At 50.0% G+C, this 26,507-nt stretch carries 16 protein-coding genes and 2 pseudogenes; 7 read left to right on the top strand and 11 right to left on the bottom strand.

What is annotated here, in order from left to right:
* From H8S52_RS19930 to H8S52_RS06930, 3 genes and pseudogenes are all read left to right on the top strand, one after another.
* A pseudogene (locus tag H8S52_RS19930) lies at positions 1 to 98 on the top strand (IS982 family transposase); the annotation flags it as partial.
* 44 nt (positions 99 to 142) lie between these two features.
* Positions 143 to 2,143 carry a heparin-sulfate lyase HepC gene (gene hepC, locus H8S52_RS06935; protein WP_117984148.1) on the top strand — a complete coding sequence of 667 codons (2,001 nt, stop codon included), beginning with the start codon at positions 143 to 145 and terminating at the stop codon, positions 2,141 to 2,143.
* Positions 2,144 to 2,297: 154 nt separating this feature from the next.
* Positions 2,298 to 2,933 (top strand): AAA family ATPase, encoded by a 636-nt coding sequence (locus tag H8S52_RS06930; protein ID WP_016661826.1) that lies wholly within the window; start codon positions 2,298 to 2,300, stop codon positions 2,931 to 2,933.
* A gap of 116 nt (positions 2,934 to 3,049) precedes the next feature.
* Here H8S52_RS06930 and H8S52_RS06925 read toward each other — a convergent pair whose 3' ends face one another.
* Positions 3,050 to 4,711 carry a putative transporter gene (locus tag H8S52_RS06925; protein ID WP_117666320.1) on the bottom strand — a complete coding sequence of 554 codons (1,662 nt, stop codon included), beginning with the start codon at positions 4,709 to 4,711 and terminating at the stop codon, positions 3,050 to 3,052.
* Positions 4,712 to 4,976: 265 nt separating this feature from the next.
* Here H8S52_RS06925 and mutA point away from each other — a divergent pair, with 265 nt between their 5' ends.
* Complete coding sequence (mutA, locus tag H8S52_RS06920) at positions 4,977 to 6,875, top strand: methylmalonyl-CoA mutase small subunit (RefSeq protein WP_117741127.1); 1,899 nt, start codon at positions 4,977 to 4,979, stop codon at positions 6,873 to 6,875.
* A gap of 1 nt (position 6,876) precedes the next feature.
* On the top strand, positions 6,877 to 9,024 hold the full coding sequence (gene scpA, locus H8S52_RS06915) for a methylmalonyl-CoA mutase (protein WP_117739905.1): 2,148 nt from the start codon (positions 6,877 to 6,879) through the stop codon (positions 9,022 to 9,024).
* Positions 9,025 to 9,273: 249 nt separating this feature from the next.
* Here the strand turns inward: scpA and H8S52_RS19925 are convergent, their stop codons facing one another.
* The 6 genes from H8S52_RS19925 to H8S52_RS06890 form a co-directional block, all read right to left on the bottom strand.
* Positions 9,274 to 9,531, bottom strand: coding sequence for a hypothetical protein (locus H8S52_RS19925; RefSeq protein ID WP_255470003.1), 258 nt, complete (start codon positions 9,529 to 9,531; stop codon positions 9,274 to 9,276).
* Positions 9,532 to 9,570: 39 nt separating this feature from the next.
* Positions 9,571 to 11,235: a heparinase II/III family protein gene (locus H8S52_RS06910; protein ID WP_255470002.1), complete on the bottom strand. Its 1,665-nt coding sequence runs from the start codon at positions 11,233 to 11,235 to the stop codon at positions 9,571 to 9,573.
* A 16-nt stretch (positions 11,236 to 11,251) separates the two neighbouring features.
* Positions 11,252 to 12,520: a DUF4995 domain-containing protein gene (locus H8S52_RS06905; protein WP_186909535.1), complete on the bottom strand. Its 1,269-nt coding sequence runs from the start codon at positions 12,518 to 12,520 to the stop codon at positions 11,252 to 11,254.
* 162 nt (positions 12,521 to 12,682) lie between these two features.
* The gene (locus tag H8S52_RS06900; RefSeq protein WP_186909534.1) at positions 12,683 to 13,372 is read right to left on the bottom strand and encodes a DUF6250 domain-containing protein; all 690 of its coding nucleotides are present in this window, start codon (positions 13,370 to 13,372) and stop codon (positions 12,683 to 12,685) included.
* Between the two features lie 291 nt (positions 13,373 to 13,663).
* Complete coding sequence (locus tag H8S52_RS06895; protein ID WP_186909533.1) at positions 13,664 to 15,763, bottom strand: BT4734/BF3469 family protein; 2,100 nt, start codon at positions 15,761 to 15,763, stop codon at positions 13,664 to 13,666.
* On the bottom strand, positions 15,732 to 16,103 hold the full coding sequence (locus tag H8S52_RS06890) for a hypothetical protein (RefSeq protein ID WP_222620298.1): 372 nt from the start codon (positions 16,101 to 16,103) through the stop codon (positions 15,732 to 15,734). The genes H8S52_RS06895 and H8S52_RS06890 overlap by 32 nt, the downstream gene beginning before the upstream one ends.
* Positions 16,104 to 16,261: 158 nt before the next feature.
* On the opposite strand from H8S52_RS06890, the gene H8S52_RS06885 reads away from it, so the two are divergent.
* Positions 16,262 to 16,882: an HU family DNA-binding protein gene (locus H8S52_RS06885; RefSeq protein WP_117899221.1), complete on the top strand. Its 621-nt coding sequence runs from the start codon at positions 16,262 to 16,264 to the stop codon at positions 16,880 to 16,882.
* Positions 16,883 to 17,014: 132 nt separating this feature from the next.
* On the opposite strand, the pseudogene H8S52_RS06880 reads toward H8S52_RS06885, so the two are convergent.
* The 4 genes and pseudogenes from H8S52_RS06880 to H8S52_RS06865 all read right to left on the bottom strand — a co-directional run.
* Positions 17,015 to 17,182: pseudogene (locus H8S52_RS06880) on the bottom strand (winged helix-turn-helix transcriptional regulator); the annotation flags it as partial.
* A gap of 464 nt (positions 17,183 to 17,646) precedes the next feature.
* Positions 17,647 to 19,866, bottom strand: a complete 2,220-nt coding sequence (locus H8S52_RS06875; RefSeq protein ID WP_186909531.1) for a glycoside hydrolase family 95-like protein — start codon at positions 19,864 to 19,866, stop codon at positions 17,647 to 17,649.
* A gap of 24 nt (positions 19,867 to 19,890) precedes the next feature.
* Positions 19,891 to 22,521 (bottom strand): DUF4962 domain-containing protein, encoded by a 2,631-nt coding sequence (locus tag H8S52_RS06870; protein WP_186909530.1) that lies wholly within the window; start codon positions 22,519 to 22,521, stop codon positions 19,891 to 19,893.
* Between the two features lie 44 nt (positions 22,522 to 22,565).
* On the bottom strand, positions 22,566 to 23,954 hold the full coding sequence (locus H8S52_RS06865) for a sulfatase (protein ID WP_016661812.1): 1,389 nt from the start codon (positions 23,952 to 23,954) through the stop codon (positions 22,566 to 22,568).
* Positions 23,955 to 24,334: 380 nt separating this feature from the next.
* Here H8S52_RS06865 and H8S52_RS06860 point away from each other — a divergent pair, with 380 nt between their 5' ends.
* Positions 24,335 to 26,488 carry a DNA topoisomerase 3 gene (locus tag H8S52_RS06860; protein ID WP_186909529.1) on the top strand — a complete coding sequence of 718 codons (2,154 nt, stop codon included), beginning with the start codon at positions 24,335 to 24,337 and terminating at the stop codon, positions 26,486 to 26,488.
* Positions 26,489 to 26,507: the final 19 nt, after the last annotated feature.

Raw genomic sequence — 26,507 nt, 5'->3', positions numbered from 1 at the left:
CCAACTCCTTGTCGGCTATCGCGGCATACTGCTTTTTTGAAAAGAAGCCCGCCATTGACGTAAATTTTGTCAATGACGGACAACTTGCTATTTTTTGATTTTATTTCGAACTCACGTTATTTAAATTCATTATTACCATATCATGAAGACAATAAGATACATTTTTAGCATTTTCTTGCTTATGCTTGCTGTTGTTGCAGACGCACAACAACTAAGACAGGAGGCTTTTGAACTGATAAATTTGGATTATCCGGGTTTGGAGAAAGTAAAAGCGGCATGTTCCCGGCAGAAGTGGGAGGCGGCGGCACAGGAACTGTTGAATTATTACCGTAGCCGTACCGGTATTACACATCCGGATATAGACTTGAAAAACCTCACCATATCCAAGGAAGAACAGAAATGGGCGGATGATGCTTTGGAGCATACCTTCTTTGTACATAAAGGCTATCAGCCTTCCTACAACTACGGCAAAGATATCAACTGGGAGTACTGGCCGGTAAAAGACAATGAGTTGCGTTGGCAGCTTCATCGTCATAAGTGGTTTACGCCTATGGGTAAGGCATACCGTATCTCCGGAGATGAGAAATATGCAAAGGAGTGGGTACATCAGTATATGGATTGGGTTCAGAAAAACCCGCTGGTGAACATGAAGCAGGAAGAGTTCGAACTTGTCAGTGCCGGTGAGGTAAAGGAAGATGCCGACAATGTATATTTTGCATGGCGGCAACTGGAAGTCAGCAACCGTTTGCAGGACCAGACCTGCCAGTTTCTTTTGTTTTGCTCCGCATCGGCGTTTACTCCGGAGTTCCTGACCGAGTTTATCGTCAATTATCACCGCCATGGCGCACATCTCCTGAAAAATTATTCTGCAGAAGGTAACCACCTGCTGTTTGAAGCCCAACGTATGGTTTATGCCGGTGTTTTCTTTCCGGAACTGAAAGATGCCGCCATTTGGAGAGAAAGCGGAATCAATATCCTGAATCGTGAAATCAAGAAGCAGGTATACAATGACGGCGGACAGTACGAGCTGGATCCCCATTATCACTTGGCGGCAATCAACATATTCTGCAAGGCCTTGCGCATGGCAGATTGTAACGGTTTCCGCAATGAGTTTCCGTCGGAATACCTGGATACGGTCAAGAATATGATTGCTTTCTATGCCAACATTTGTTTTCCCGACTACACCAACCCTTGTTTCAGTGATGCCAAGTTGGGCGATTATCAGGCAGAACTTGCCAACTACCGCGATTGGCTTGCATTGTTCCCCGACTGCGATTGGATACGTTATTATGCGACAGAAGGGCGTGAAGGCGCTCCTTTCCCTTATCTTTCCCACGGGGCATTGACATCCGGTTTCTTTACTTTCAGAAACGGTTGGAAGCAGGATGCAACGGTCATGGTAGTTAAAGCCGGACCTAAAGGAGAGTGGCATTGTCAGCCGGATAACGGTACTTTCGAACTCTGGTTCAACGGCAAGAATCTGTTTCCCGATACCGGTGCATACGTCTATGCCGGAAGTGCCGAAGTGATGAAACTGCGCAACTGGTTCCGCCAGACACGTGTACATAACACCCTGACTTTGGACGGACGCAACCTTGAAACCACGCAGTCCGTAACCGGATTGTGGCAGCCGGAAGGTAAGGAGCAGATACTGGTAACGGAAAATCCCGGTTATAAGGGGTTGAAACATCGTCGTACCGTCTTTTTTGTCGACCAGGCCTATTTTGTAATAGTGGACGAAGCCACAGGCAATGCCAGAGGAACCGTGAATTTGAATTATCATTTCCGTGAAGGTGCGGTAAACGTTGATGCGGAGAAGAATATGGTGACTACGGCTTATGAGGGTCCGAGTAATGTGAAGTTGCAATGTTTTCCGGAAAAAAGCGCGTCTTTAAGAGCGGAAGAGGGCTGGCGTTCCACTGCCTATCGTCAGCGCGTAGCCCGTACTTCGGTAGCTTTCGATGCCAATAAGGATGATGCGGAGGCTGTGCGCTACATAACGGTTATCTATCCGGTGAAGGATGTTGCTGCTTACCCGGTACTTGAAGCAAAATTCCTGAACAAAGGTTATGATGAGAAAGGGGTTGAGGTCGAAGTTTCCGTCAACGGTACGGTACGTCGGTTGGCATCGCGGCTGAACTGAATTATGAATGCGGCAGACTGTTTTAAGGCAGGCAGTTGCTTTGTGAACAGTAACCGTCCTGATACACAGGAAATGGATTTGTTTTCATTATTTTGATATTTAATGGAAGAATACCTATATTTGCTATCTGCAAAACAGATAGATTAAATAAAGTATGGACAATAAATTTATAGTAAATATAGGCCGCCAGTTAGGCAGTGGCGGACGGGAAATCGGAGAGAAGCTGGCTGCCCGGCTGGGTATTGACTTCTACGACAAGGAATTGATTAACCTTGCTTCCGAAGAAAGCGGATTATGCCGTGAATTCTTTGAAAAAGCCGATGAAAAGGCTTCGCAGGGAATTATAGGCGGTCTGTTCGGAATGCGTTTCCCGTTTATCAGTGACGGGGCTATGCCGGCTGCCAACTGTTTGAGCAACGATGCGTTGTTTAAGGTGCAAAGCGATGTGATACGGAAACTGGCTTCCGAGAAATCCTGTTTGTTCGTAGGGCGTTGCGCCGACTACATTTTGCGGGATAACCCGCGTTGTGTCAACATCTTCATCTCTGCTTCGCGCGAGGATCGTATCGCCCGTTTATGCCGTCTGCACTCTATTTCGGAGAGTGCGGCGGAAGAGAAGATGAACAAAGCGGACAAGCGGCGTGCCGAATATTATAACTATTACAGCTATAAGACCTGGGGAGCGGCTGCTACCTATCATCTTTGCGTCGATTCGTCCGTATTGGGCATTGACGAAACGGTCGGCTATATAGAAGAGTTCGTAAGGAAGAAACTGAAACTGTACGAATAAACTTTATGACCATTGCAAATGAAATCGGGAAGAATTTTACTGCCATCCTAACGGAGATTATAGTAAAATTCTTCCCGATTTTATTGATAAGAGCTTGAAAGCTCCTTGAACTGATTTTACATCATTGCCAGCAATATCATCTGTCCGGCGAGGATGCGCAGGAACATCGTCAGCGGATAAACCGTAGAGTAACCTACCGACGGAGCGTCATTGCCCGATGCCTGGTTGGAATATGCCAATGCGGGTGGGTCGGTGTTACTGCCGGCAATCAGTCCCATCAGCGTGAAATAATTGACCTTGCAATAGAACCGGGCAATCATACCGATTATCAGCAACGGGATGGTGGTAATCAGGAAACCGTAGCCTACATACGCCAGACCGCTTCCTTCCACGACTGTCTGTACAAAATGCTCACCTGCCTCTATGCCTACGCTGGCAAGGAAAAGTACAATACCTATTTCGCGCAGCATCAGGTTGGCACTCATGGTGGTATACGTTACAAGATGCATCTTATGTCCGAAACGTCCGATAAGGATGGCTACCACCAGCGGACCGCCCGCCAGACCTAATTTCACCGGTGTCGGCATGCCCGGGAATGCGATGGGAAGGCTGCCCAACAGGATACCGAGGAAGATACCGACAAAGATGGTAACGATGTTCGGCGTATCCAGACGCTTCAACTGGTTGCCCAGTACACCGGCCACACGTTCCACCGCGTCCTGTTGCCCCACAACCATTACACGGTCACCCACCTGGAGCACCAGGTTGGGATCGGCAAACAGGTCCATACCCGAACGGTTGATACGTGTCACGTTAACACCGTACATACTGCGGAAGTGCATGCTTCCAAGTTTCTTTCCGTTGATTTCCGATTTGGTCACCAGGATACGGCGTGAGACCATCGGAGTGTCCTGCTTCTCCCAGTCCACTTGAATTTCCCTTCCGATAAAGGCGGTAACCGCTTCGGCGTCTTCCTCGGAACATACGATGAACAACTGGTCGCCGATGTGGAATTCCGTATCCTGGTTCGGAATGCTGACGTGACCTTCGTGACGGATGCGCGAGCATACGAAAGAACGTCCCAGAAAATCTTTCACCTGAATCAGCTTTTTGCCGTCGATAGCCTCATTGCGCACTTCCAGATGCAGCATATGCGGCATGTGCTTCATATCCGCTTCTTGCGTGTTAAGCTCCTCTTCTTCTTTTTTCAGGTTGATGCGGCAGATATAACGTACGGCGATAATAGAGCCGATGATGCCGACCACACCGAGCGGATAGGCGCAGGCATATCCCAATGCGATGGGGTCTCCCGTATAATTCAGCTGGTTCAACGCTTCCTGAGCCGCACCCAGACCGGGAGTGTTGGTTACGGCACCGTACAAGATACCTACTATCATCGGCAGGTCTATATTTCCATCGATGAAATAAATGCCCAGTGCGACCACTATGTTCAGTGCCACAATGCCCACGGCAAGCATGTTCAGCGTCATACCCCCTTTCTTGAAAGAGGAGAAGAACGACGGCCCTACCTGCAGACCGATGCAGAATACAAATAAAATCAAACCAAATTCGCGGATGAAATGTAAGATGTGTATTTCACCTGTAAATCCGAAATGTCCCATCAGAATACCGGTAAAGAGGACAAACGTCACTCCCAGCGATACTCCGAAAACTTTAATCTTGCCCAGCAGCACCCCCACGGATATAACGAATGCGTACAGGCAAACGATATGTGCGACGGATGTCGGGTCCCAAAGAAGACTTTCTAACCAATTCATAGTACCTTATTTATTGCTTTTTAAAATTTTGCGCAAAATTACTTAATAAAGGGGAGCTGGCAAAGGGTTTTCTTTTCTTTTTGTAATACCAGCTTTGCAAAAGCAAGGTATCTATGGAGGGATGCCGGGAATAAGGATGGGCATAGTGTTATCCGTAAGTGCAATTTTCCCTAAAAAGCCTTTTTGTTTGAAGTATTTCCTTATATTTGCAAGTCTCTTGATGACAAAATGAATACTATTCATCTATTTTAATTTTAAATAAACTATGGCAGACAGTAAAGAAAAACTCTTCTCGGACTTTTCTCCGGTTTCTACGGAACAGTGGATGGAGAAAGTAACCGCAGACTTAAAGGGTGCGGACTTTGAGAAAAAGCTCGTTTGGAGGACGAATGAGGGATTCAAGGTAAAACCTTTCTATCGTATGGAAGACCTTGAAGGTTTAAAGACCACGGATGCTCTTCCCGGTGAGTTCCCTTATCTTAGAGGTACAAAGAAAAACAATAATGAGTGGTTCGTCCGTCAGGAAATAAAGGTGGAATCTCCCGAAGCAGCCAATGCCAAGGCGTTGGACATTTTGAACAAGGGGGTCGATTCGCTCTCTTTCCACGTGAAAGCCAAAGAACTGAGTGCGGAGTATATCGAAACTTTGCTGAAAGACATCTGTGCGGAGTGCATAGAGTTGAATTTCTCCACCTGTCAGGGACACGTGGTGGAATTGGCACAACTTCTGGTCGGTTATTTCCAGAAGAAAGATTATGACCTCACGAAGTTGCAAGGCTCCATTAACTACGATTATTTCAACAAGATGCTTGCCAAAGGCAAGGAAAAGGGCGATATGGTGGCTACTGCCAAGGCTCTGATTGAAGCTACCGCCATGCTTCCGAAATACCGCGTCCTGAACGTGAATGCGCTGACGTTGAACAATGCCGGTGCATATATCTATCAGGAATTGGGCTATGCGCTGGCTTGGGGTAATGAATACATGAACCAGCTGACCGATGCCGGACTGCCGGCAGCTTTGGTAGCCAAGAAGATTAAGTTCAACTTCGGTATCAGTTCCAATTATTTCCTTGAAATAGCAAAATTCCGCGCTGCCCGTATGTTGTGGGCCAATATCGTGGCTTCCTATAACCCGGAATGCCTGCGCGACTGCGAAAACAAGGGCGAACACAACGAATGCCGCTGTGCTGCCAAGATGAGAATACATGCGGAAACGTCCACTTTCAACCTCACTTTGTTCGATGCGCACGTAAACCTGTTGCGTACGCAGACCGAGGCTATGAGTGCCGCTCTTGCAGGCGTTGACTCCATGACGGTCGTTCCGTTCGACAAGACGTATGCCGTTCCCGATGAATTCTCCGAACGTCTGGCACGCAACCAGCAGCTGCTCCTGAAGGAAGAATCGCATTTCGACAAGGTTATCGACCCGGCTGCCGGTTCTTACTACATCGAGAACCTGACCGTGGCTATTGCCAAGCAGGCTTGGGAGCTGTTCCTTGCAGTGGAAGAAGACGGCGGTTTCTACGCATCCGTAAAATCCGGCAAGATACAGGCTGCCGTGAACGAGAGCAATACGGCCCGCCATGCAGCCGTTGCCAAGCGTAAGGAAGTGCTGTTGGGTACTAACCAGTTCCCGAACTTCAACGAGAAGGCGGGCGACAAGAAACCGTTGGAAGCCTCTTGCTGCTGCGGCGGACACAGCACTTGCGAAAAGGATGTTCCGTCACTGAACTTCGACCGTGCAGCCAGCGAATTTGAAGCGTTGCGTCTGGAAACGGAAGCGTCTGGCAAGCGTCCCAAAGCATTTATGCTGACTATCGGCAACCTGGCTATGCGTCAGGCACGTGCCCAATACTCTTGTAACTTCCTGGCCTGTGCCGGATATGAAGTTGTTGACAACCTCGGTTTCCCGACCGTAGAGGAAGGTGTGGAAGCTGCAATGGCGGCTAAAGCCGATATTGTGGTTCTCTGTTCGAGCGATGATGAATATGCGGAATATGCAGTTCCCGCTTTCAAGGCCTTGAACGGCCGCGCCATGTTCATCGTAGCCGGCGCTCCCGCTTGCATGGACGAGCTGAAAGCGGCAGGTATCGAGAACTTTATCCATGTTCGTGTCAACGTTCTGGAAACATTAAAGGAATTCAACGCTAAACTTTTGAAGTAAGATGAGAAAAGATTTTAAAAACTTAGATATATATGCCGCTTTCCAGCCCGCCAATGGTGCTGAGTGGCAAAAGGCTAACGGCATCAAAGCCGACTGGAAGACTCCGGAACACATTGAAGTGAAGCCTGTTTACACCAAAGAAGACCTCGAAGGTATGGAACACCTCGACTATGCGGCAGGTATCCCGCCTTATCTGCGCGGTCCGTACTCTGTAATGTACACCTTGCGTCCGTGGACTATCCGCCAGTATGCAGGGTTCTCTACTGCCGAGGAGTCCAATGCTTTCTATCGCCGTAACCTGGCTTCCGGACAGAAAGGTCTGTCCGTGGCATTCGACCTGGCTACCCACCGCGGCTACGACCCCGACCACGAACGTGTGGTAGGCGACGTCGGTAAGGCAGGTGTGTCCATCTGTTCACTGGAAAACATGAAGGTGCTTTTCGACGGCATTCCCTTGAACAAGATGTCCGTGTCCATGACCATGAACGGTGCGGTGCTTCCTATCATGGCATTCTACATCAATGCCGGTCTGGAGCAAGGCGCCAAGTTGGAAGAAATGGCGGGTACTATCCAGAACGATATCCTGAAGGAGTTCATGGTGCGTAACACCTATATCTATCCGCCTGCATTCTCCATGAAGATTATCTCCGATATCTTTGAATACACATCTCAGAAGATGCCTAAGTTCAACTCTATCTCTATCTCCGGTTACCATATGCAGGAAGCCGGCGCCACAGCGGATATCGAGTTGGCTTACACCCTGGCCGACGGTCTGGAATATCTTCGTGCAGGTGTTGCCGCAGGTATCGACATCGACGCATTCGCACCGCGTCTGTCATTCTTCTGGGCTATCGGCACCAACCACTTCATGGAGATAGCCAAGATGCGTGCCGCACGTATGTTGTGGGCGAAGATTGTGAAACAGTTCAACCCGAAAAACCCGAAATCACTCGCATTGCGTACGCACTCCCAGACTTCCGGCTGGTCGCTGACCGAGCAGGACCCGTTCAACAACGTGGGCCGTACCTGTATCGAGGCTATGGCTGCCGCTTTGGGACATACCCAGTCCTTGCACACCAACGCTTTGGACGAGGCTATCGCATTGCCAACCGATTTCTCTGCACGTATCGCACGTAATACGCAGATTTATATCCAGGAAGAAACTTACATCTGCAAGAATGTCGACCCGTGGGGCGGTTCTTACTATGTAGAGTCTCTGACCAATGAGCTCGCACACAAGGCTTGGGAGCTGATTCAGGAAATCGAGAAGCTGGGCGGTATGGCGAAGGCCATCGAAACCGGTATCCCCAAGATGCGTATCGAAGAGGCTGCCGCACGCACGCAGGCACGTATCGACAGCGGTTCGCAGACCATTGTGGGTGTAAACAAGTATCGTCTGGAGAAAGAAGCTCCTATCGATATTCTTGAGATTGACAATACGGCTGTCCGTCAGGAGCAGATCCAGAACCTGAAGACATTGAAGGAAGGCCGTGATGAGGCTGCCGTGCAGAAAGCGCTCGATGCCATCACCAAATGTGTGGAGACGAAGGAAGGTAACCTGCTGGAACTGGCAGTGGAAGCAGCACGTGTCCGTGCCACATTGGGCGAGATTTCGTATGCTTGCGAAAAAGTTGTAGGACGTTATAAAGCAGTAATCAGAACTATTTCAGGCGTGTATTCATCAGAAAGTAAGAACGACAGCGACTTCCACAGAGCTTGTGAGTTGGCTGAGAAATTTGCGAAGAAAGAGGGACGTCAGCCCCGTATCATGGTAGCTAAAATGGGTCAGGACGGTCACGACCGCGGTGCCAAAGTAGTGGCAACGGGTTATGCCGACTGCGGTTTCGACGTAGATATGGGACCGCTGTTCCAGACTCCTGCCGAAGCTGCCCGCGAAGCGGTGGAAAACGACGTTCACGTAGTGGGTGTTTCTTCATTGGCTGCCGGACACAAGACATTGGTTCCGCAGATTATTGAAGAACTCAAGAAGTTGGGCCGTGAGGATATCGTAGTGATTGCAGGCGGTGTGATTCCCGCACAGGACTATGATTTCCTTTATAAGGCCGGCGTAGCTGCCATCTTCGGGCCGGGTACTCCGGTGGCAAAGGCTGCTTGCCAGATTCTTGAAATCCTGTTGGATGAGGAATAATCTGCAACGATAAATGTTAAAAAAAGGACGGTGTGCGTTTGCATATCCGTCCTTTTTTCTTAATCTGTGTTATAAAACATACTTTTTTTCTTGGATAATTTGCAGATTTAGCAAATGTCCGTATCTTTGCAATGTGTTTTTCATAGTATTAGATTTAAGGTTAACAAAGGTTGGAGTACAGCGGTACTCCTTTTTTTATGCCCTTACGTCAGGATGAGCTTAGGGGAGAGACTATGAAATCAATGATTATCAATCATTCAAGGTCTTATACTGAGCCTTCCTTATCACTAGTTTGCTTTCACCGGAAATTTGTTGCGGCACAATTGTGAAACGGATGCGCGTCAGCTTCTTCCGGTTCCAGGAGTGGATTAATTTCGGATCGGTCAGTTCGACGGTATCCGTTGCGGGCGATAAGAGCTTTTTATCGTATTCCACTCTGAACCTACCTGCCTCTCCTGTCAGTATAATGTTTTTGTTGCGGTCGATTTCGACTTCGCAGCAGGTCATCAGGTTTAATACACTCGGTTCGTTGCATGCCGAAAGTTTTCATTTGTCGGTGATTATGAAATCCTTTTTCCTGTGCAGCGTATAGTTGCGAATCCAGCTTTTTACATTTGCTTCCTGCGGATAGGCACGGGCAATGTCCACCTGGTAGGATACGGTTTTGGCGGTGGCTTTGTATTGCTGGCTGTGTGCGGCAAACTCCCGGCCGTTCTTCTGCGGGGTTCCGTTGATGAGGGGCAGGTTGTGATAATCGGACTGCATGGTCCATATCGTGTACCGTTCCGGTCCGAAGGTCTGTCGGGTATAAGTACCTACGCCTGCATCGATAAGCACCGGCAGGGCATTGTAGTAAAGGATGCACGACCCCACATCGTTATGGTTATGGCTTTCCTGATTGTTTCCGCCTTTCGCTGCGAAGAAGAAGCCGTCGCTTTTGCCTTCGGTGTCGCGTGCCACGCAGATTTGGGTGTCTTTAAACCAATAAGTGCCGGTTAGCGGTTCGCCTTGCGGATGGCCGACGATGTCTTTGTACATAAAAAGCTCGTCCAATGCAGAAGCGAAGTATCCGTTTACCCCGTCCTTGAAACTTTGGTTTTGCTGTGCCATGAATGAGGCGAATTTCATCATGGCGGGGTCTCCGGTCAGTTCTCCGTACCGGTAGAGGATACCCGGGCTTGGACTTACTTTGGGTGCGGAGTCGGCGAAGTTTACAAAATAGTTGCCGCCGATGTGTACCCGGTAAATGTATTGCGCCATATTGCGCAAGAGGGGAGAGCTGAATATGCTCACCTTGTTTCCGGTTACTTTAGCCAGCAAATCCAGAAACTTCAGGGCATAGCCGGAAGCCCCGCTCCAATAGGTGGGACCCTCGTCGCAGGCTCCGTCCTCGTGATACATGCTGAAAAAGAAATCAGTGGATTTCATCAGTTTCCAGACTCCTTGCCGTACACGTTCCGGGTCTTTCTCTATCAGCATCAGGGCTTGCAGCACGTTGTAGTTAATCCACGGATTCCAGTTATTTACCTGCTGGCCGCCGAATCCCATCCACCAGTAATCATCCCGTGCGAAGTAGGGGTTTATCAGGTTTCTGTTGACTTCCTCGATAATCCGTTCGTTAATCAGCGGGCTTACCTTGTCGAATTCGTCTTTCAGGAAATAGTAAGTCCATGCCATTTGCGCGCCGATGTCGGCCACTACCAGTTCGATGGTCGGTTCATGCCTGTCGGGCAGTCCGGAGCGGTCTTTCTGAAAGCCGAGATGTGCCGAGTGTATCCAGGATGTCTCGCACAGAAACCATACACCGTCTATGATGGCATCCATAAATCTGCCTTGTCCCTCTACCAGTTCTGCGAGGGTCAAGGCTTGCAGGGCTTTGTGGTTGGCGCGTCCGGTGCGGATTTCGCCGGTGCGCTTAAAGGCAAGGTAGTCGGAGGCAAGATCCGGTTTCCATTCGTGTTTCAGGGCGCGTTCGCCGTTCCTGATGATAAGCTCCCTCATTTCGGGGGCTGTTTTCTCTTTCCAGGATTTCCGGTCGGTATAGGCGGGATAGTCCACCCAGCTTTGCCGGTAGCGGAGTACATTGCCCAATTCCTCGTAAGAAACGGTCTGTTCAAGAAGATGCCTTTCGGTTGCGTGGGCGGGAAAATTGATACAGACAGTTGCGATACATACTGAACTTGCCAGTAACAGGCTTTTTATTTTTGACATTTGCGGAATGTATTCTTTACCCTTTATTTTTCAAATCGATGTATCTTTTTAATGCTTCCATATAGTAGTAATCCGCGTAGTTCAGCGGTACGTCTATTTCAGAGCCATGCGGCAGTGAGCCGGTGGAATGCATCAGCACGTAACCTTGATTGCTGCCTTTGGCTGCCAGATATTTCGTGCCGGACAAGTTTTTCAGGATTGTTTCGGCATAGTCGGAATATTTTTTGCCGTCGGGTACAAATGTGCTGAGCTCCAGGAAGGCAGATGCCGTGACAGCCGCGGCAGACGCATCACGCGGAGTCTTTTCACCTGCCGGGGCATCATAATCCCAGTAAGGAATCAGGTCGTCCGTCTTTACACGTTCCATAATCATGTCTGCAATGTGAACGGCTTCCTGCAGGAAAGCCGTGTCCCGGGTTTCGCGATAGCAGGAAGTGTAGCCGTATACTCCCCACGCTTGGCCGCGCGACCAGGCCGATTCTGCATTTTTACCCTGGTGTGTCTGTTTGATTTCCACGCTTCCGTCATTGTTATAGCTGACCACGTGATAGGAGGTGTAGTCCGGACGGAAGTGGTTTTTCATAGTGGTTTGTGCATGCTTTACAGCCACATTCTTATACTTCTCATCTCCTGTCAGCTTATATACGTTGAACAGCAGGTCCAGGTTCATCATATTGTCAATGATTACGGGGAAGTTCCACGCACCGAAGTCCCACGAGCGTATACAACCGATTTCCGGGTTGAAACGGGCGCACAGATTATCCGCTGTTTCTACGAGTACGGCTTTAATGGTGTCGTTAGGGGCGAGGCGGAGGGCATTGCCATAGCTGCAATTCATCATGAAGCCCACGTCATGGGTACCTTTCAGCTCACGTATCGGATTCAGGATGTTGGTATATTCGATGGCGCGTTTTTTCAACTCTTCATCACCGGTCAGTTCATAGGCATACCAAAGGCTTCCGGGGAAGAACCCGCTGGTCCAGTCGGCAATGCCGCAAAGACGTTTTTGTCCTAATTGCAGGGCTTCGGGGTTGGGGTGTAAAGAGTCGATGTATGCTTTGTCCTCGCGCTGCAACTGAGCATCGAGAAAGTTTACATCATAGCCGGAATGTATGGAACGTGGGAACTTGTTTGTTCCGGAGAGTTCCTCGGCGGTTGATTTCAACTGATAGGAAGCGGCATCGAGTGCGTTGCTTATCCAGGCTTCTTTCTGGACCGGAGTGTTTTTGCAGCCTGTCATGCCTATGAGCAGAGCGGTTGCAAGCAACAGAGAGTTTCTTTTCATGTCAGTAAGTATTTAGTGATTTTTGTTCACCGGCAAAAATATGGATATTCGTGAAATATCCTGTGCAGGATTGTTGAAAGGTGTTTGGGTGTAGTTTAAAGGTATGTTACTTTTGTCGAATACTGTTTTAATTCTGTATTTTCTTGGGTGGAAGCCTTACATTTACCCCTTCAGGCTTTTTACCTGAAAGCCTGTAAATAGTGTGTGGTTTTCCAATAAGCGGAGTCCGAAATATCCGTCTCCCTCATTCTTTTTAACCGGCAGTCGGAACAACTCTTCGCCGTTGACACTGTAAGTTGTGATTCCTTTTTCCACACGGATTTTGATGTCGTACCATTTATTGGGAATCAGCAAGTGCGCCTTGTCCGTATACTCTTTGATTACGGGGCGGGCTATGGCATCACTGGTATCCGCCGCTTTGGCAAAGTACTGGCGGAAGCGGGTAGTGGAGTTGTGGTTTCCGCCATATCCCACATAAAACAGGCTTAGCGTTTTATAATGTTGGAAAATTCCGTTTCGCCATTCGCTGCGTGCGAAGAGATTGTCGGGGTATTCCGGGTCATTGGCGCCCCAAAAGCAGTTCAGGTCGCTAAGTCGGTCGTATTTTCCGCCTTGCATCAGCATCTTCACACGATAGCCGATTTCATAATCACCGGTAAGGCGTTGGTTGTACCAAAGTGTGAGACCGTCGGGTGCGGTAATTTCCAGCGTATCGCTTGATATAAGGATTTTTACTTTTCCGGAGTGGTCTTCGATGGTCCAGTTCTTTAAAACGACCTGTGCCTGAACCGTGAAAGGAAGTAACATCAGTACACTTCCCAATAGCAATTTGTGAAAGGAGCTTTTTGTCATAAATATTACTTTAGTTTACAGTTGATATTCTGATAGTAGTTTTTGCTGTTGTGGCAAAGGTAACCAAATATTTATAAAGTAGAGCCCGGTTGTGCTGGAAGGATTTTATGTGTTATATTTTATTGTGCATTGCATTGGATAGGTGGTTTTTATCTGCAATGGTAAAAACGGATATTTGGTTATCACTCATCATTTATGTGGTAATATATTGAGAGATAGTGTTTTATTGCATGTTGATAACAGTTTTGTGGTGATGACCAAATTCCGGTCATCACCACAAAAAGTAAAATATCAGGATTTTACAATTCGATATACAACTCCTTTTTGAGTATGCCTGCTTTCCAGGTTATTCTTCTTCAAGATACGTCCGAAATGCTTTGCATGCCCGTCTGTCAGCTTTATGTCACTGTTTTTTGCATGCAGAATTTCCAAAATCTGTATCGGCGACATCCACTCTCCCTCTTCCCCTTCTTGCGGTAAACGGAAATGACAATGGAACAACTGCTCAATCGGACTGATTTGCTCGAATTCCCGGTTATTTTCTTTCAGAACGGCTTCATCCTTGTCATTAAACCAATATCTTTCACCGCTGCGTATCGCTTGCATGGCTTGTGCATACAACTGGCGGTAGTTTATCGTCACGTTCGTATCAATGGGAGCAGTCACTTCCACACATACAAAACGGCGGCTGCCGCTGCTGTCCGTCAACAGGTCTTTGTGGTTGCTCGTCCCGATGAACGAGGCATACCGCCTTATCTCCTGAATGCTGCTTCCGTAGGGCTTGCGCAGGTTGGCAACGGGTTTTTGCAGAAGGTGTTTCAGAAAGCCTTGCTGATGGATGCTCACCTGGTCGAACTCGTCGATATTCACCAGCAGAAAGCGCCCCAGGTACATTTCCGCATCGCGTTTACTGCCGAAATCCAGACTGTCGGTATAGCCGAAGCGAAGTTCGGGAGGAAGGATAATACGGCAGAAGGTGGACTTGCGGTAACCCTGTGCACCTATCAGCAGCGGTGATGTGCTGTTGGCGTGCATCCTGTTGCCCAGTCCGCGCCAATGCGCCACCATGTTCAGAAACCAACGGTAGAACAGCTCACGCCAATACGGATTGTTGCAGGGTACAAGTCCGGCAAGCGCACGGATGCGGTCTTTGCCATCCCAGCGGCCTACGCCGCACAGGTATTCTTCCACTGGATTGTACAGCGGCACGCGGTTAGAGGTCAGGTAGCGGTTCACGTCTCTGTCCCACACACGCAATCCCTCTTGCAGGGCATCCATAGCCACGCTGTTGCGCGCTCGCTGGTCCATTACATGAAAATAGAAGTGGATGGAGTCGCGTTGGCGATATTCCAAATCACCCATCAGCTGGTTGTACCGGAATTCGTAACGGCGTTCCATGAACTCGTTCAGTTTCAGCATCGTGTCCTGTTCGGGAGTCAGTACGGATTTTCTGCCGAATCCCCGGCACTCGCGGTAGAGATTGTGCAGTGCGGTGCGCACCGTCTGTTCGTCTGCCTGCCGTCGGTAGTGCATCATTACCTGCCGGACGGCTTCCTCTTCGGGGATGCCGCTTTTGAAGCATTGCTCGCCTATGGAGATAAGCAGCGGGTGAAAATCATCCCGGTCGCGCTGCCAGTTCTCCACTTCGTCCAGCGCACGACCCAGGGCTGTTTCAAACAGCAGAGTGAAAGTTTGCGAGGAGTAGAATCCTGGCTGCAACCGCTTTAAAGGGTTGTTTTCCGCCAATTTTCGTTGGTTGAATGTCCGCTCGCCGGGCATCGTCACGGGTTGTTCGAGACAGAAAGGCACGGCATCGGGAGCAAAGTAAGGCGTTTCGTCCAGCGTCATGCGGAAAGTATCGGCAGGCGAGGGTTCTTTCAACGTTACGGGAAACGGAAGCAGGGGCTGGTAACATTGTACCGCCATGCGGTAGGCATGTGCATGGAACAGGCTGATTTCTTCTTCCCGCTGCGGAAGTTTGCCGTTCGGTAAGGCAAACAGCGCCCATATCTTCACACTCCGTCCGCTACTTCCTGCGAAAGCCGCATAGGTTTGGGGAAGGAGTGCCGCCTGTTCTTTTACCAGTTCCGCTTCGGACATGCCGGATAGACCGCCCACTTCCAGCAGTACGATGCCGTTGTAGCGTTTCATCCGCCGTTCGCCCTCGCGGTTGCGTCCGTACTCCGTAGCGGGGCATATGCGGGGGAGCTTGTCGATATGTCCGTAGGTTCCGCCGCTACCATGGCTTGTATATTCGAGCATGGTGCGTAATGCACTGACGTGTCCGGGTTTGGTTTCCGACTTGATTCTGGTAATAAATGCGGCTGTATCGCAGGTGCTGATACTTTCCGTGCCCGCGTCACGGTTTTCCTTGATAAAGGTTATTCTCATCCGGTGTTGGTTGTTTGGAAAAATTTAGTGGAGATAAGAGCGTTTCTCTTAGGCTCTGCAAGATACGCATAAAATGGGCCGGAAGCAAGCAAATCCGCCCTTTTGTTTTAAGATTTTTGCCAGCATTTATCTCCGGAAATAAATGGAAATAATCGGAAAACAAACCGTTGAAAACTTGACTTTTCCTGATGGATTTTGTACCTTTACAAGGTGTAAAACCCCGTTTTGCAATTGCGGGCCGAAGAGCCTTCATATGCGGGCCCCACAGCCCGCAGCCGGCAACCGCCGGGCCTGCAACTGCAAAACGGGGTTTTACTGTAAGCATAATGGCATTTTGCATGGTCCGGACAAATAAAAACAACGAAGCAAAGCGTTGTTTATCTTCCGGCTTTTCCCGAACGGACCGCGGAGAATATCCGAATTTATGCGGCCGAATGGCGTAAGCTACCGATACAACAGGATTTTCAATTATTACATAACTAAAAAAACAGAACGACAATGGCAGCAGAGTATGATTTCCAAAGAAAGCCCAACCCGAAAGGAGACGGCGAATTACAACCCATGTATCCCCGCATCGTGAACAAGGGGACTATCACCGGCAAACGTCTGGTCAGCGATATTTCACAGGCAACCAGTTTTACTCCCGGAGACGTCGAGGGAGTGCTTGCTGCATTGGAAAGCCGCATCTCCTATTACCTTTCCGAAGGGCATCATGTACAGTTGGGCAATATGGGACATTTCTCGGCGGGACTGACAGCGCGTCCCGTCATGGACAAGAAGGAAATCCATGCGCAGACGATATTTTTCGGCAAGGTGCATTTCCGCGTATCGCCCGGCTTCCGGAAACAGTGTGCCGGATTTGTGGAACGTGTAAGGGCAGGGTATGGCTTCCGGCACAGTGAGGATATCAGCGGTGCGGAACGTTACCGCAGACTATGCGCGTTTTTGGATGCAAATCCTTTCATTACGCGCAAGGATTACAGCGGAATTACGGGACTTTTGAAGAACAAGGCGTTGAATGACCTCAATTTACTGGTGGAGAAAGGTATTTTAACAACATTGGGGCAAGGGTCGCATAAAGTGTATGTAAGGGTTGTAAATCAGTGTGTTGCAGAGTAAGATATAACGGAATGTACCTTAAAAACAGTGACGACCGGATATTGGTCGTCACTGTTATAATGTTCTTTTTACTACGTCAATTGTCCTATAATCAGTAGGTTAATGTAGGTAGTGATGAGTGATGACAAATATTCATAATCTAACTAAAGAATTTAAATAGCGCTTAGTAGTAGATGTACTTTTCCCTATCAATTTGGCTATCTTAGACGAATTAAGTCCCGGATATTGATTGATGATATCTAAGACTTCCTGCTCTTTGGAATTTACAGTATCATTTACGGTATCATTTACAGTATCATTTGTTCTATATAACTCCATCAAGCTTTATTTTATTTGTCTTTAACCGTATCATTGGGCTATATTCCCAAATTGCCTTTTGCAAAATTAGTGATATTGGATAACGGAACAAATAAAAAAAATAAGCGATTTTTCCTTATCAATCAAGCTATTATCTCTGTCTTACAAGGACGATTCTTTGGATGTTTTTCATACGGAATCTATGATAGTAATAACAATTTGTTTTTGTGTTTGCTAAATTAGGTTCTTTCCCGCTCAATCGCTTTTTAGTGTGTGTTGTAATTCTACAGTATCGTTGATTTGGCTTTTAGTTCTGTTCAGTTTTCTTATATTTTTGTAGAAAAAGTATGGGACAGGTATATAAAAACAGCCTGGGATTACGCTGAATACGTAAACCCAGGCTGTTTTTACGGGTATTTGCGGGGGCTTGCTTACCGATTGTTTTTCATTCCGCTAAAGCCGCCCTTCTATTTCAGTCCGAAATAATTTTCTCCTTCTCCGCCGACAGGACTTATGACGGGAATATTCCCCCCTGCGGCAGTCAGGATTACGCTTTCTCCCTTCTTTAAATCCAATAGGTACTCACCCTCTTTTTGCAGGGTCAATGTGGCATTGCCTGCCTTTACAACCGGATTTGCCATATCGGTGCGTAGGATACACGGTTCTCCGGCAAGGCTTTTGATACGGATGAAGCTTGTCTTTCCGCCTTTCCGCACAGCGGATACGAGGAAAGCGCCTTCGGTTCTCAGGTCCTTGAACTGTACATCTTTCCATTGGGAAGGTACGGCAGGGAACACACGTATCTTTCCGCCCCAGCTTTGCAGCAACATATCGTGTATGCACTGTGCGCCCGACAACGGGGTCTCGATAACCGGTCCGCTTTCCATATACATGGTGTTGGGGCGCAGGGTGCGGGCAAACAGGCCGTTGAGTTTCTCCAGCGCCTTGTCTCCCTCGCCGAATGCCGCATACAGCGAAGAAGCCCCCGTATAAGTATATCCAAGGATATTGCCCGGCAGGCTGTGCCAGTGCTCTACGGATTTTTCCATAAGTTCCTTGCTGCCGTTCTGCTCGGCATTCAACAGGTAGAGCGGATAGAACATCAGCAGGTGCGAGTAGTGGCGGTGCGAGCGGCTGAAAGGTACATCCTTGCCTATCATCATGCCGTTTTCGTCTTGCGGGTAGTCGGTCAGGTATTCTGCAACTTGTTTCCAGCGGGGTATCAGCTCGTCATCGACAGATAGAATCCTGCTTGCCTCGAGCAATGTATTGCATCCCCAGCGCAACAGGGCGATGTCGTAGTTGCAGTCTTCGGCAGTACCGTACTCCGGAGAATAGGTTCTTTTCAAATGAAGCTTGCCCGATTTGTCTTCTGTCAGGAAAGGCAGATAGAAATTGACGGCCCGTCTCAGTGTAGGGTACAGGGTACTCCTCAATATCGATTCGTCCATGCTGAAGCGGTATTGTAGCCAGAGGTTATGGCAAATCCACGTCAGGTTGCCTACCTGGGCTTTCTTTTCGGTTCCGGGAACATTCACCGTTGCTCCCGTCAGGGTAAAGTCGGTGGCTACGGGCAGTGCGGCGGCATCTTTCCGGTAGGGTTCGGGAACGTTGTTTATCAGGTTATCCAGATTGTTTCCTATCGCATCCACCAGCGGCATGCCCAGTTCCAGCCGGTTGGATGGGTATACGGACCAGTAGCTCAGTTGCACATTCAGGTTCCACCAGGCATTGGGCCAGGGAGTCAGCACTTGCCAGGGACCGCTGTTGTCGAGCAGTCCGCCGCCGGTGCGGGTGGCCGATGCCAGCTTGTACATCTGCGCCCAGTAGAAATTCTCCATCTTCTTGTCGGGAAGGCTCACGAAACTTTGCGGATAGTAGTTATGCCACCATTCCCGGTGTACTTTCCGGAGCACGGGCAGGTCGGCTTCCTGCAGGCTTGCCAGTGCCGTTTCCGCCTTTTGCAAAGCCTCTGTTCCGGGAAAGGAATGTGCGTTGCTTACGATAAGCGTGCTTGTATTCTCTTTCCTTATCTCTTTCCAGGCTGTGGCAGTACCGCCGCCGGCAAGCAGGGGCTGCCAGCAGAGGTTCAGCCCATTGCGTGCGGACAGTTGCGGGGCGGGATTGGACACATAGTCTTTTTTGAGGTGGTTCTTGTTACCCTTCCGGATTGCATTCAACTGCCTCGGCGAATCCGTGTTTTCCGGATAGAATTTCCAGGTGAACTCCTTTTCGCCTGCCGTAGCTTCGGCTTCGACCAGGATATAGGGACTCTCGGAAGTGACACAGGCTCTTAGCTTTATCTCTCCCCGGGTGGTACGGATACACCCGGTGGTTTCAGCGTTCCATAAGTCCAGCCTCAGGTCGCCGGATTTTATTTCTCCCACGGGATGCAGGAGAAAATAACCGATAAGCAGCCGGCCTCTTCCATAGATGCTCGCATCGTCTGTGCGGTGGTCGTGTACCATACTGTTGCCTACATCTACCCGTATGGCGTTTTTTCCGGGTTCTTTGCAGATATAGGAACCCATGCTGCCGTTTCCCATGAAGGGGGCTTCGTACCAGGTTTGGGGCAGGCGGGTCCAGGTCATGTCCTGCCGGGACATGAAACTTTTCCAGTCTGTCTGGCTGTAACAGCCGGCTGTCAGGTACCAGATTGCGATTGTGAGCAGTAGCAGTTTCTTCATGTGTCCGTATATGTTTTCTTGCTGTTAGATTTCCAGTTCGGGAACTTCGTCTTTCAACTCGGTCTTTTTGCCGTTATCGTGTATCACGGTTGCACCGTAATCCTTGTAACTGATGCTTGCGTCGCAGTCTTTGCGCGTGTTGCGTACCTCGAAAGAAGGCTTTCCGGCAGTGGATATGTTTGCTTTGATATTCCAGTCACCGATTTGGATACTACCGTCTTTCAGTTTGCGGGGAGCAGCTTGTGCGTTTTCCGCATCATTGTCTTTGGCATGTGTGTACACAATTGTAGCGAAGCGGTACACTTTCTGCTTGTCCGATGTTGCGGTGAAGTGCCAGTGGTTGGGATAGGGTGCGAAGTGTCCCTTCTCATCGGCACGCAGCCAGTTGACGGCAGGTACGAAGAACCGGGAGGTCGTATCCGTTTCCAGCGTTCCGGAGGAGAAGAGATAGGCATCGGACGCACCGTCCTTGCTGGTGGCCTGTATGTGTACGTATTCCCGGGTCTTGTCCACATTCATGGGGTTGGTAACCGTATGTAGCAGGTAGCTCCAGGTCACGGGTTCTTCGGCTTCCAGCTCGTCGTATATAAAGGAATAACCGCTTTTGCCTAAAGTTACGATGTGGCGGCGGAAGATTTTCAGACCGGTATCGTCCCAACCGTTTTCAGGGGAAAATTCCAGGTTGCTCTGTTCGCCGCGTAGCAGCCAGAGCGGAGAGATAACCTTTCCGTAAGCATTGGAAGCATCGCCTGCCACATAGCTGATATTGTCGCTGACATAGTAACGGGGAATCCAGCCGTAACCTTCCGTTCCGATGCGTTGTCCCATGCCGTTCACCAGAATGGTGTTGTGGGCGCGGGTGGCGCGGTGGCAGTAAACGCCGTGTATGTCGGTAAAGCTGGTATGGTGTCCGCTACTGTAAAAGAGCGACTGGCCGTTCCAGAAAGTATTGAAAGCATTCTGGTTGGCTATGGCGTGCGAGGTACTGCCGTAAGGACTGCTGCGGAAGCTGAGCATTGCGCTTTTGCCGGTATCGTCCAGGTTGGTGGAGAACGAGGCCAGTCCGCTCTGTGGGAATACATGTCCCATGGGAAGGTCTTTCAAACCCGGCCCGTCCGGCAAGGGCTTGTCGCATTGCAGGCGGAACCATGCAAGGCCGCCGGCTTTCGAGGTGCTTCCCTGTTCGAGTATGTCGGGCTGGCGGGCGCTGATGTGGCGCACGTAATCTGCGGCAAATGTATTGCCGGTCATACGCGCCAGAGCATCGGCGTAGCCAACACGCGTACCGCTCGGGGTAAGTATCTTCTGGTGCGAGCTGCCGTTGCCGCCCGATTTTGAGAATGGCGGCTGCTGGTAGATGACGTACAGGGCATTTCCCTGATACCAGGGGTCGGAGAAATAGTTGAAGCCGGTGAGGCGGGTATAGAAATAGGGCACTTCTACAAGTGTACGGATGTTGACGTGGAAGTAGGAGTCGCCGTTGTGCCAGGCTCCGTCCTTGTTCAGGCCGGGAAAGCGGGCGAGCCACAGGTTATAGCAATAGTCCGTCCACGCATCGGCTTCGGGCAGTTCACCGTAAACGGTAAAGGCTGCCATGGTGAGGATGCGGAAAGTCATCTGCCACACATGGTTGTCGGCGATGTGGTTTTCCAGGCGGTTGATATCGTGCATGTACATGCTGTTGCCGAATGCTTTTATTTCGTTCAGCAGGAATCTGCGCGTGGCATCGTCCAGAACATCGTACAGTGCGTCGTATGCCATGGAGCAGAGCGAAAGCAGGGTGGCTTCGTTGAAGTCGCCCACCACGTTTTTGTTGTCTCCCCAGGTGGCCATCTCCTTGACGCGCTTCACGGCTTCGTCGGCATAGCGGCGGTCTTTGGTGAGCAGGTAGGCGCGGATAAGTACGTCGGTATTCGCTTCTTCGCTGTCGATGATGCGGCGGCTTTCGCGGGTGAGCATGGCATTTTTCTGCATCTCGTTAGCCAGCCCTTTTGCCAGGTCCGAGTTGATGTCGTTTACCGACTTCATCGGGGTGGCAAGTACTTTGTCGGCACGTTTGAGGTAAGTCTTGCGTTCGGCTTTGCCCTCGCTGCGCTTTATGAAACCGTCCCATTCGTCCCTGTCGAGCCATACGCGGGGGTGGTGGGCAGGCAGGTTCTTAAGTACGGCATCCAGTGCGGGCGGGCAGAATTTCCGGGGATTGTTGTTTACCGTAAATTGCAGCGTATCGCTCCATTCGGTCTTTCCGTCCGTAACATAGCCGTATTGCCAGTACCATGTGCCCGGAGCCAAATCCTGTTTGGGGTTGAAGAACGGCCAGCGCGTCTCGGCCTGTACGGTCGCTTCCGGCTTGAATGCCGGAGTTTGCGAGTAGCGCAGGAAGTAGCGTAGCTTGCTTTTGTCTGTTTCTTTTTTTGGGGTGTTCTCTTCCGCACCGTCCAGTCCGCTTCGCAGGATGTTGAGGCCTGCCGGCAGCGGCCATTGGAAAGACACGGCACGGTCGCTGATTTCAGCGCCGTCCAGCGGCGAGGGAGTTGCACGCATTTCGTGCATCAGCGTTGTGCCGGTGAGCCTGATGGTGGCTTCTCCGGCCGTTTGCGCCTGTGCAGTGGCTGCAAGACTGAAGAAAATGATGGTGGATACTATTTTATTCATATACAGCGTTATATAAGTTTATTGATTCTTGGTCTGATGGCGGTTTAATGTTTGGTTGCTTTTGTGAGCACCTTTCCCGGTACATCGTGCAATTTGGGACGCGTCGGTCTGATTTTATGGCTATTCATGAATTTCTCAAGAATATCACGATGTTCCTGCGCCACTTTCGTATAGGCGTTCTCCATCATCAGGTTTCTTGTCTCGCCCCGGTCGTTCTGCATGTCGAACAGTTGTTCGCGGTGTCTTCCTTTGTCGTACAATACATATTTGTAGCGTGCGGTGCGTACCATCCAGCCCCGTGTCTTGCTGCCGTCGAATTGTGTTTCGGTAATGACATACTCCTGGTGGGGAGCTTGCGGATTGCCTTCTTCGGCTATTTTGCGGAACGACTTTCCGTCAGCGTCTTCCGGCAGTTTGGCGCCTGCCCAGTCGCAAACGGTAGCGAAGAAGTCCACACCGTTACTGATGAGCTGCGGCAGCTTTGTGCCGGCATGTTTCTTGCCGGGCAGGGTTACGATGAACGGGATGTTTACCACTTCCTCGTACAGGGCCGATTTCTGGTTCCAGTGGTGGGCGCCTATTCCGTCTCCGTGGTCGCTGGAGAAGATAACGACGGTATTCTCCCACAAGTTATTCTTGTCGATGGCGTCTACAATCTTGCCGATTTCACGGTCTACTTTCTCTACGAGGCGGTAGTATGTGTAGCGGTACATACGCCAGTCTTCGGGGGTGAAAGTGGCGGTGGGGTAGACGTTGAAATTGTTTTCCCTTTCTTTCTCGATGACATCGGCATCGTACGGATTCTTGGCAAAGTTAGGGGGAAGTCCCGGACAATTGCGTATTTCGGGTATGTCCAGGTTGCCGTAGGGAAGATTCTGGCTGCGTGCATATTCGCAGATATTATGCGGATTGTCATAAGAAGCTACCAGGAAGAAAGGCTTGTTGTGTTTGCGCGAAAGGAATTCCACACATGCTTCTGCCAGTCCGTCATCGCTGTGTTTGTAAATTTGGTCGAATCCTCGCACTTTATCCGGGATATCGAGTTCGGGCACATGCCATTTGCCGCCGTAGGCGCATTCGTATCCAGCATTTTTTACCAGTGTGCCCAGGGTTCGTGTCTGGAGCGATTCTTGTAGCGGAGCACCGTTGACCAACAGTCCTGTTGTGCCTGGATAGCATCCTGTAAACATGGCGCCGCGTGAAGGGCCGCTGAGCGGTGCGGTACAGTAAGCATTCTGGAACATGATACCGGCGGCAGCCAGTCTGTCCAGATTGGGCGTGTGCAAGTCCGGGTTTCCGGCGCAGCTCATGGCGTTTGCCGTATGCTGGTCGGTAAAGATGTAGATGATGTTGGGACGTTCGGCAGCGTGTGCCATTGATGTACTGAGCAGGGATAGGCAGGCTATGTGCTTCACTGAGATTTGTTTTACCATATTATTAGTTTTATAATTGTTTTTTCGGAGACTGTTCCTCGATTGCTAAATTACGCCTTTTTCCATGTATCTGCGGACTCTAATGTTTTTTTTATGGTACGGAATGTTTATTTGATTGCTAATTTTGTATAGTTCTGTTTTAATTTTGTGCTAAAAGAGGGATACGGAGGCACTGAAACGCGGGGAGGAATGTGAACGCGGAGATGCGGAAACACAGAGCAGAAGAGGGGATAGGGAGAGGAACAGCCTTACATGAAAAGAGCCGTTTTTAAGACTCTGTGTCTCTGCATCTCTGTGTCTGAAACAAGAACAACTTCCTTCCCCGGCTCGCTTAATCGAATTTTTGCATTATCTTTGCATTGCCTAAAAAAGAAAAGCGAATGATAGTTTGTATTGCCGAAAAGCCTTCCGTGGCGCGTGACATAGCCGATGTACTCGGAGCGAAAGATAAGAAAGACGGGTACATCGAGGGAAACGGATACCAGGTGACCTGGACGTTCGGGCATCTCTGTACCCTTAAGGAACCGCACGAATACACACCCAACTGGAAGTCGTGGAGCTTGGGCAGCCTGCCTATGGTTCCGCCCCGTTTCGGCATCAAGCTTATCAGCAACCCTACCTACGAACGCCAGTTCCACGTAATCGAGAACCTCATGCAGCATGCCGACATGATTATAAACTGCGGTGATGCCGGACAGGAGGGAGAGCTGATTCAGCGTTGGGTGATGCAGAAAGCCGGTGCGCGTTGTCCGGTGAAGCGTCTGTGGATTTCCTCGCTGACGGAAGAAGCCATCCGCGAAGGGTTTGCCAAACTGAGGGATGCGTCCGATTTCCAGCCGTTGTACGAGGCGGGGCTTTCGCGTGCCATCGGCGACTGGCTGCTGGGCATGAACGCCACCCGCCTGTACACCATGAAGTACGGGCAGAACCGGCAGGTGCTTTCCATAGGACGTGTGCAGACGCCTACGCTCGCGCTCATCGTAAACCGACAGCTCGAAATACAGAACTTCGTTCCCAAGCAATACTGGGAACTGAAGACGGTGTATCGCGACACCACCTTCTCCGCCATTCTCCGCAAGAGCGATGAGGAACTGGTGCTGGAAGCGGAAAAACAGAAAGAAGGGGCAGCCGCCAAAGCTGCCAAACCCGAAGATAACCGGGGAATAGAACCTATCACAGACCGGGAACGGGGTGAGGCTTTGCTGGAACAGATAAAGAATTCTCCTTTTACCATAACGAACGTCACCCGTAAGAACGGGAAAGAGGCTCCGCCCCGTCTGTTCGACCTGACTTCCCTGCAGGTGGAGTGCAACCGGAAATTCGCTTTCTCCGCCGATGAGACGCTGAAAACCATCCAGTCGCTTTACGAAAAGAAAGTAACGACCTATCCGCGTGTAGATACCACTTTCCTGAGTGACGACATCTATCCCAAATGTCCCGGCATACTGAAGGGACTGCGCGATTATCAGGCGTTGACTGCTCCGTTGGACGGGGCTACTCTGCCGAAGTCGAAGAAGGTGTTCGACAACTCGAAAGTGACGGACCACCATGCCATCATTCCTACCGGCCAGCCGCCCCAGAACCTGACGGATATGGAGCGCCGCGTATTCGACCTGATTGCACGCCGTTTCATTGCCGTGTTCTATCCGGACTGTCTGTTCGCTACAACCACCGTAATAGGCGAGGTGGAGCAGATAGAGTTTAAGGTTTCGGGCAAGCAGATACTGGAACCCGGCTGGCGTGTGGTATTCGGCACGCCCTCGGCACAGTCGCAGGAGGAAAAAGAGGAGAAGGGCGGCGAAGAAGAGAACGTGCTCCCCGCCTTTGTGGTGGGAGAGAGCGGCCCGCACCTGCCCGACCTGTACGAGAAGTGGACGCAACCGCCGCGTCCGTACACCGAAGCCACCTTGCTGCGCGCCATGGAAACTGCCGGTAAGCTGGTGGACAACGACGAACTGCGCGATGCCTTGAAAGAGAACGGCATCGGCCGTCCTTCCACACGTGCCGCCATTATCGAGACGCTCTTCAAGCGCAACTATATCCGTAAGGAGAAAAAGAACCTGATAGCTACCCCTACGGGTGTGGAACTGATTCAGATTATCCACGAAGAGTTGTTGAAATCTGCCGAACTGACGGGTATATGGGAAAAGAAGTTGCGTGAAATAGAGAAGCGTACCTATAATGCCGGACAGTTTTTGGAGGAGCTGAAGCAGATGGTATCGGAGATTGTGATGAGTGTACTTTCCGATAACAGCAACCGTCATATCACAATACAGGCTCCCGTGCTAGAAAAGGGTAAGGGGGAAAAAGCTGCTGCCGCATCCGATAAACCGAAAAAAGAACCGAAGAAAAGAGCGCCGCGGAAGTCTGCAACGAAGAAAACGGAGCAGGCAGCCGGTGAGAAGCAACCTGCCGATGCGCTGGTAGGCCAGCCTTGCCCGCTTTGCGGAAAAGGAACGGTTATTAAAGGAAAAACGGCTTACGGTTGTTCCGAATGGAAAAGCGGTTGTACATTCCGCAAGCCGTTCGAGTAAAGTTATATCCGGTTATAAT

It is taken from the genome of Bacteroides sp. NSJ-48 (assembly GCF_014287405.1).
Classification (GTDB): domain Bacteria; phylum Bacteroidota; class Bacteroidia; order Bacteroidales; family Bacteroidaceae; genus Bacteroides; species Bacteroides stercoris.
The sequence above is the reverse complement of the archived record's forward strand: the minus strand, read 5'-3'. Positions and strand labels throughout refer to the sequence as shown.

What these genes read in the sequence shown, in the direction of transcription:
- H8S52_RS19925 (WP_255470003.1), bottom strand. Translation starts at nt 9,531, where the DNA reads ATGACCTGCTGCGAAGTCGAAATCGACCGCAACAAAAACATTATACTG.
- H8S52_RS06895 (WP_186909533.1), bottom strand. Translation starts at nt 15,763, where the DNA reads ATGAGAATAACCTTTATCAAGGAAAACCGTGACGCGGGCACGGAAAGT.
- H8S52_RS06870 (WP_186909530.1), bottom strand. Translation starts at nt 22,521, where the DNA reads ATGAATAAAATAGTATCCACCATCATTTTCTTCAGTCTTGCAGCCACT.
- hepC (WP_117984148.1), top strand. Translation starts at nt 143, where the DNA reads ATGAAGACAATAAGATACATTTTTAGCATTTTCTTGCTTATGCTTGCT.
- H8S52_RS06860 (WP_186909529.1), top strand. Translation starts at nt 24,335, where the DNA reads ATGATAGTTTGTATTGCCGAAAAGCCTTCCGTGGCGCGTGACATAGCC.
- H8S52_RS06930 (WP_016661826.1), top strand. Translation starts at nt 2,298, where the DNA reads ATGGACAATAAATTTATAGTAAATATAGGCCGCCAGTTAGGCAGTGGC.
- scpA (WP_117739905.1), top strand. Translation starts at nt 6,877, where the DNA reads ATGAGAAAAGATTTTAAAAACTTAGATATATATGCCGCTTTCCAGCCC.
- H8S52_RS06890 (WP_222620298.1), bottom strand. Translation starts at nt 16,103, where the DNA reads ATGCAAAATGCCATTATGCTTACAGTAAAACCCCGTTTTGCAGTTGCA.
- H8S52_RS06900 (WP_186909534.1), bottom strand. Translation starts at nt 13,372, where the DNA reads ATGACAAAAAGCTCCTTTCACAAATTGCTATTGGGAAGTGTACTGATG.
- H8S52_RS06925 (WP_117666320.1), bottom strand. Translation starts at nt 4,711, where the DNA reads ATGAATTGGTTAGAAAGTCTTCTTTGGGACCCGACATCCGTCGCACAT.
- H8S52_RS06885 (WP_117899221.1), top strand. Translation starts at nt 16,262, where the DNA reads ATGGCAGCAGAGTATGATTTCCAAAGAAAGCCCAACCCGAAAGGAGAC.
- H8S52_RS06910 (WP_255470002.1), bottom strand. Translation starts at nt 11,235, where the DNA reads ATGTCAAAAATAAAAAGCCTGTTACTGGCAAGTTCAGTATGTATCGCA.
- mutA (WP_117741127.1), top strand. Translation starts at nt 4,977, where the DNA reads ATGGCAGACAGTAAAGAAAAACTCTTCTCGGACTTTTCTCCGGTTTCT.
- H8S52_RS06875 (WP_186909531.1), bottom strand. Translation starts at nt 19,866, where the DNA reads ATGAAGAAACTGCTACTGCTCACAATCGCAATCTGGTACCTGACAGCC.
- H8S52_RS06865 (WP_016661812.1), bottom strand. Translation starts at nt 23,954, where the DNA reads ATGGTAAAACAAATCTCAGTGAAGCACATAGCCTGCCTATCCCTGCTC.
- H8S52_RS06905 (WP_186909535.1), bottom strand. Translation starts at nt 12,520, where the DNA reads ATGAAAAGAAACTCTCTGTTGCTTGCAACCGCTCTGCTCATAGGCATG.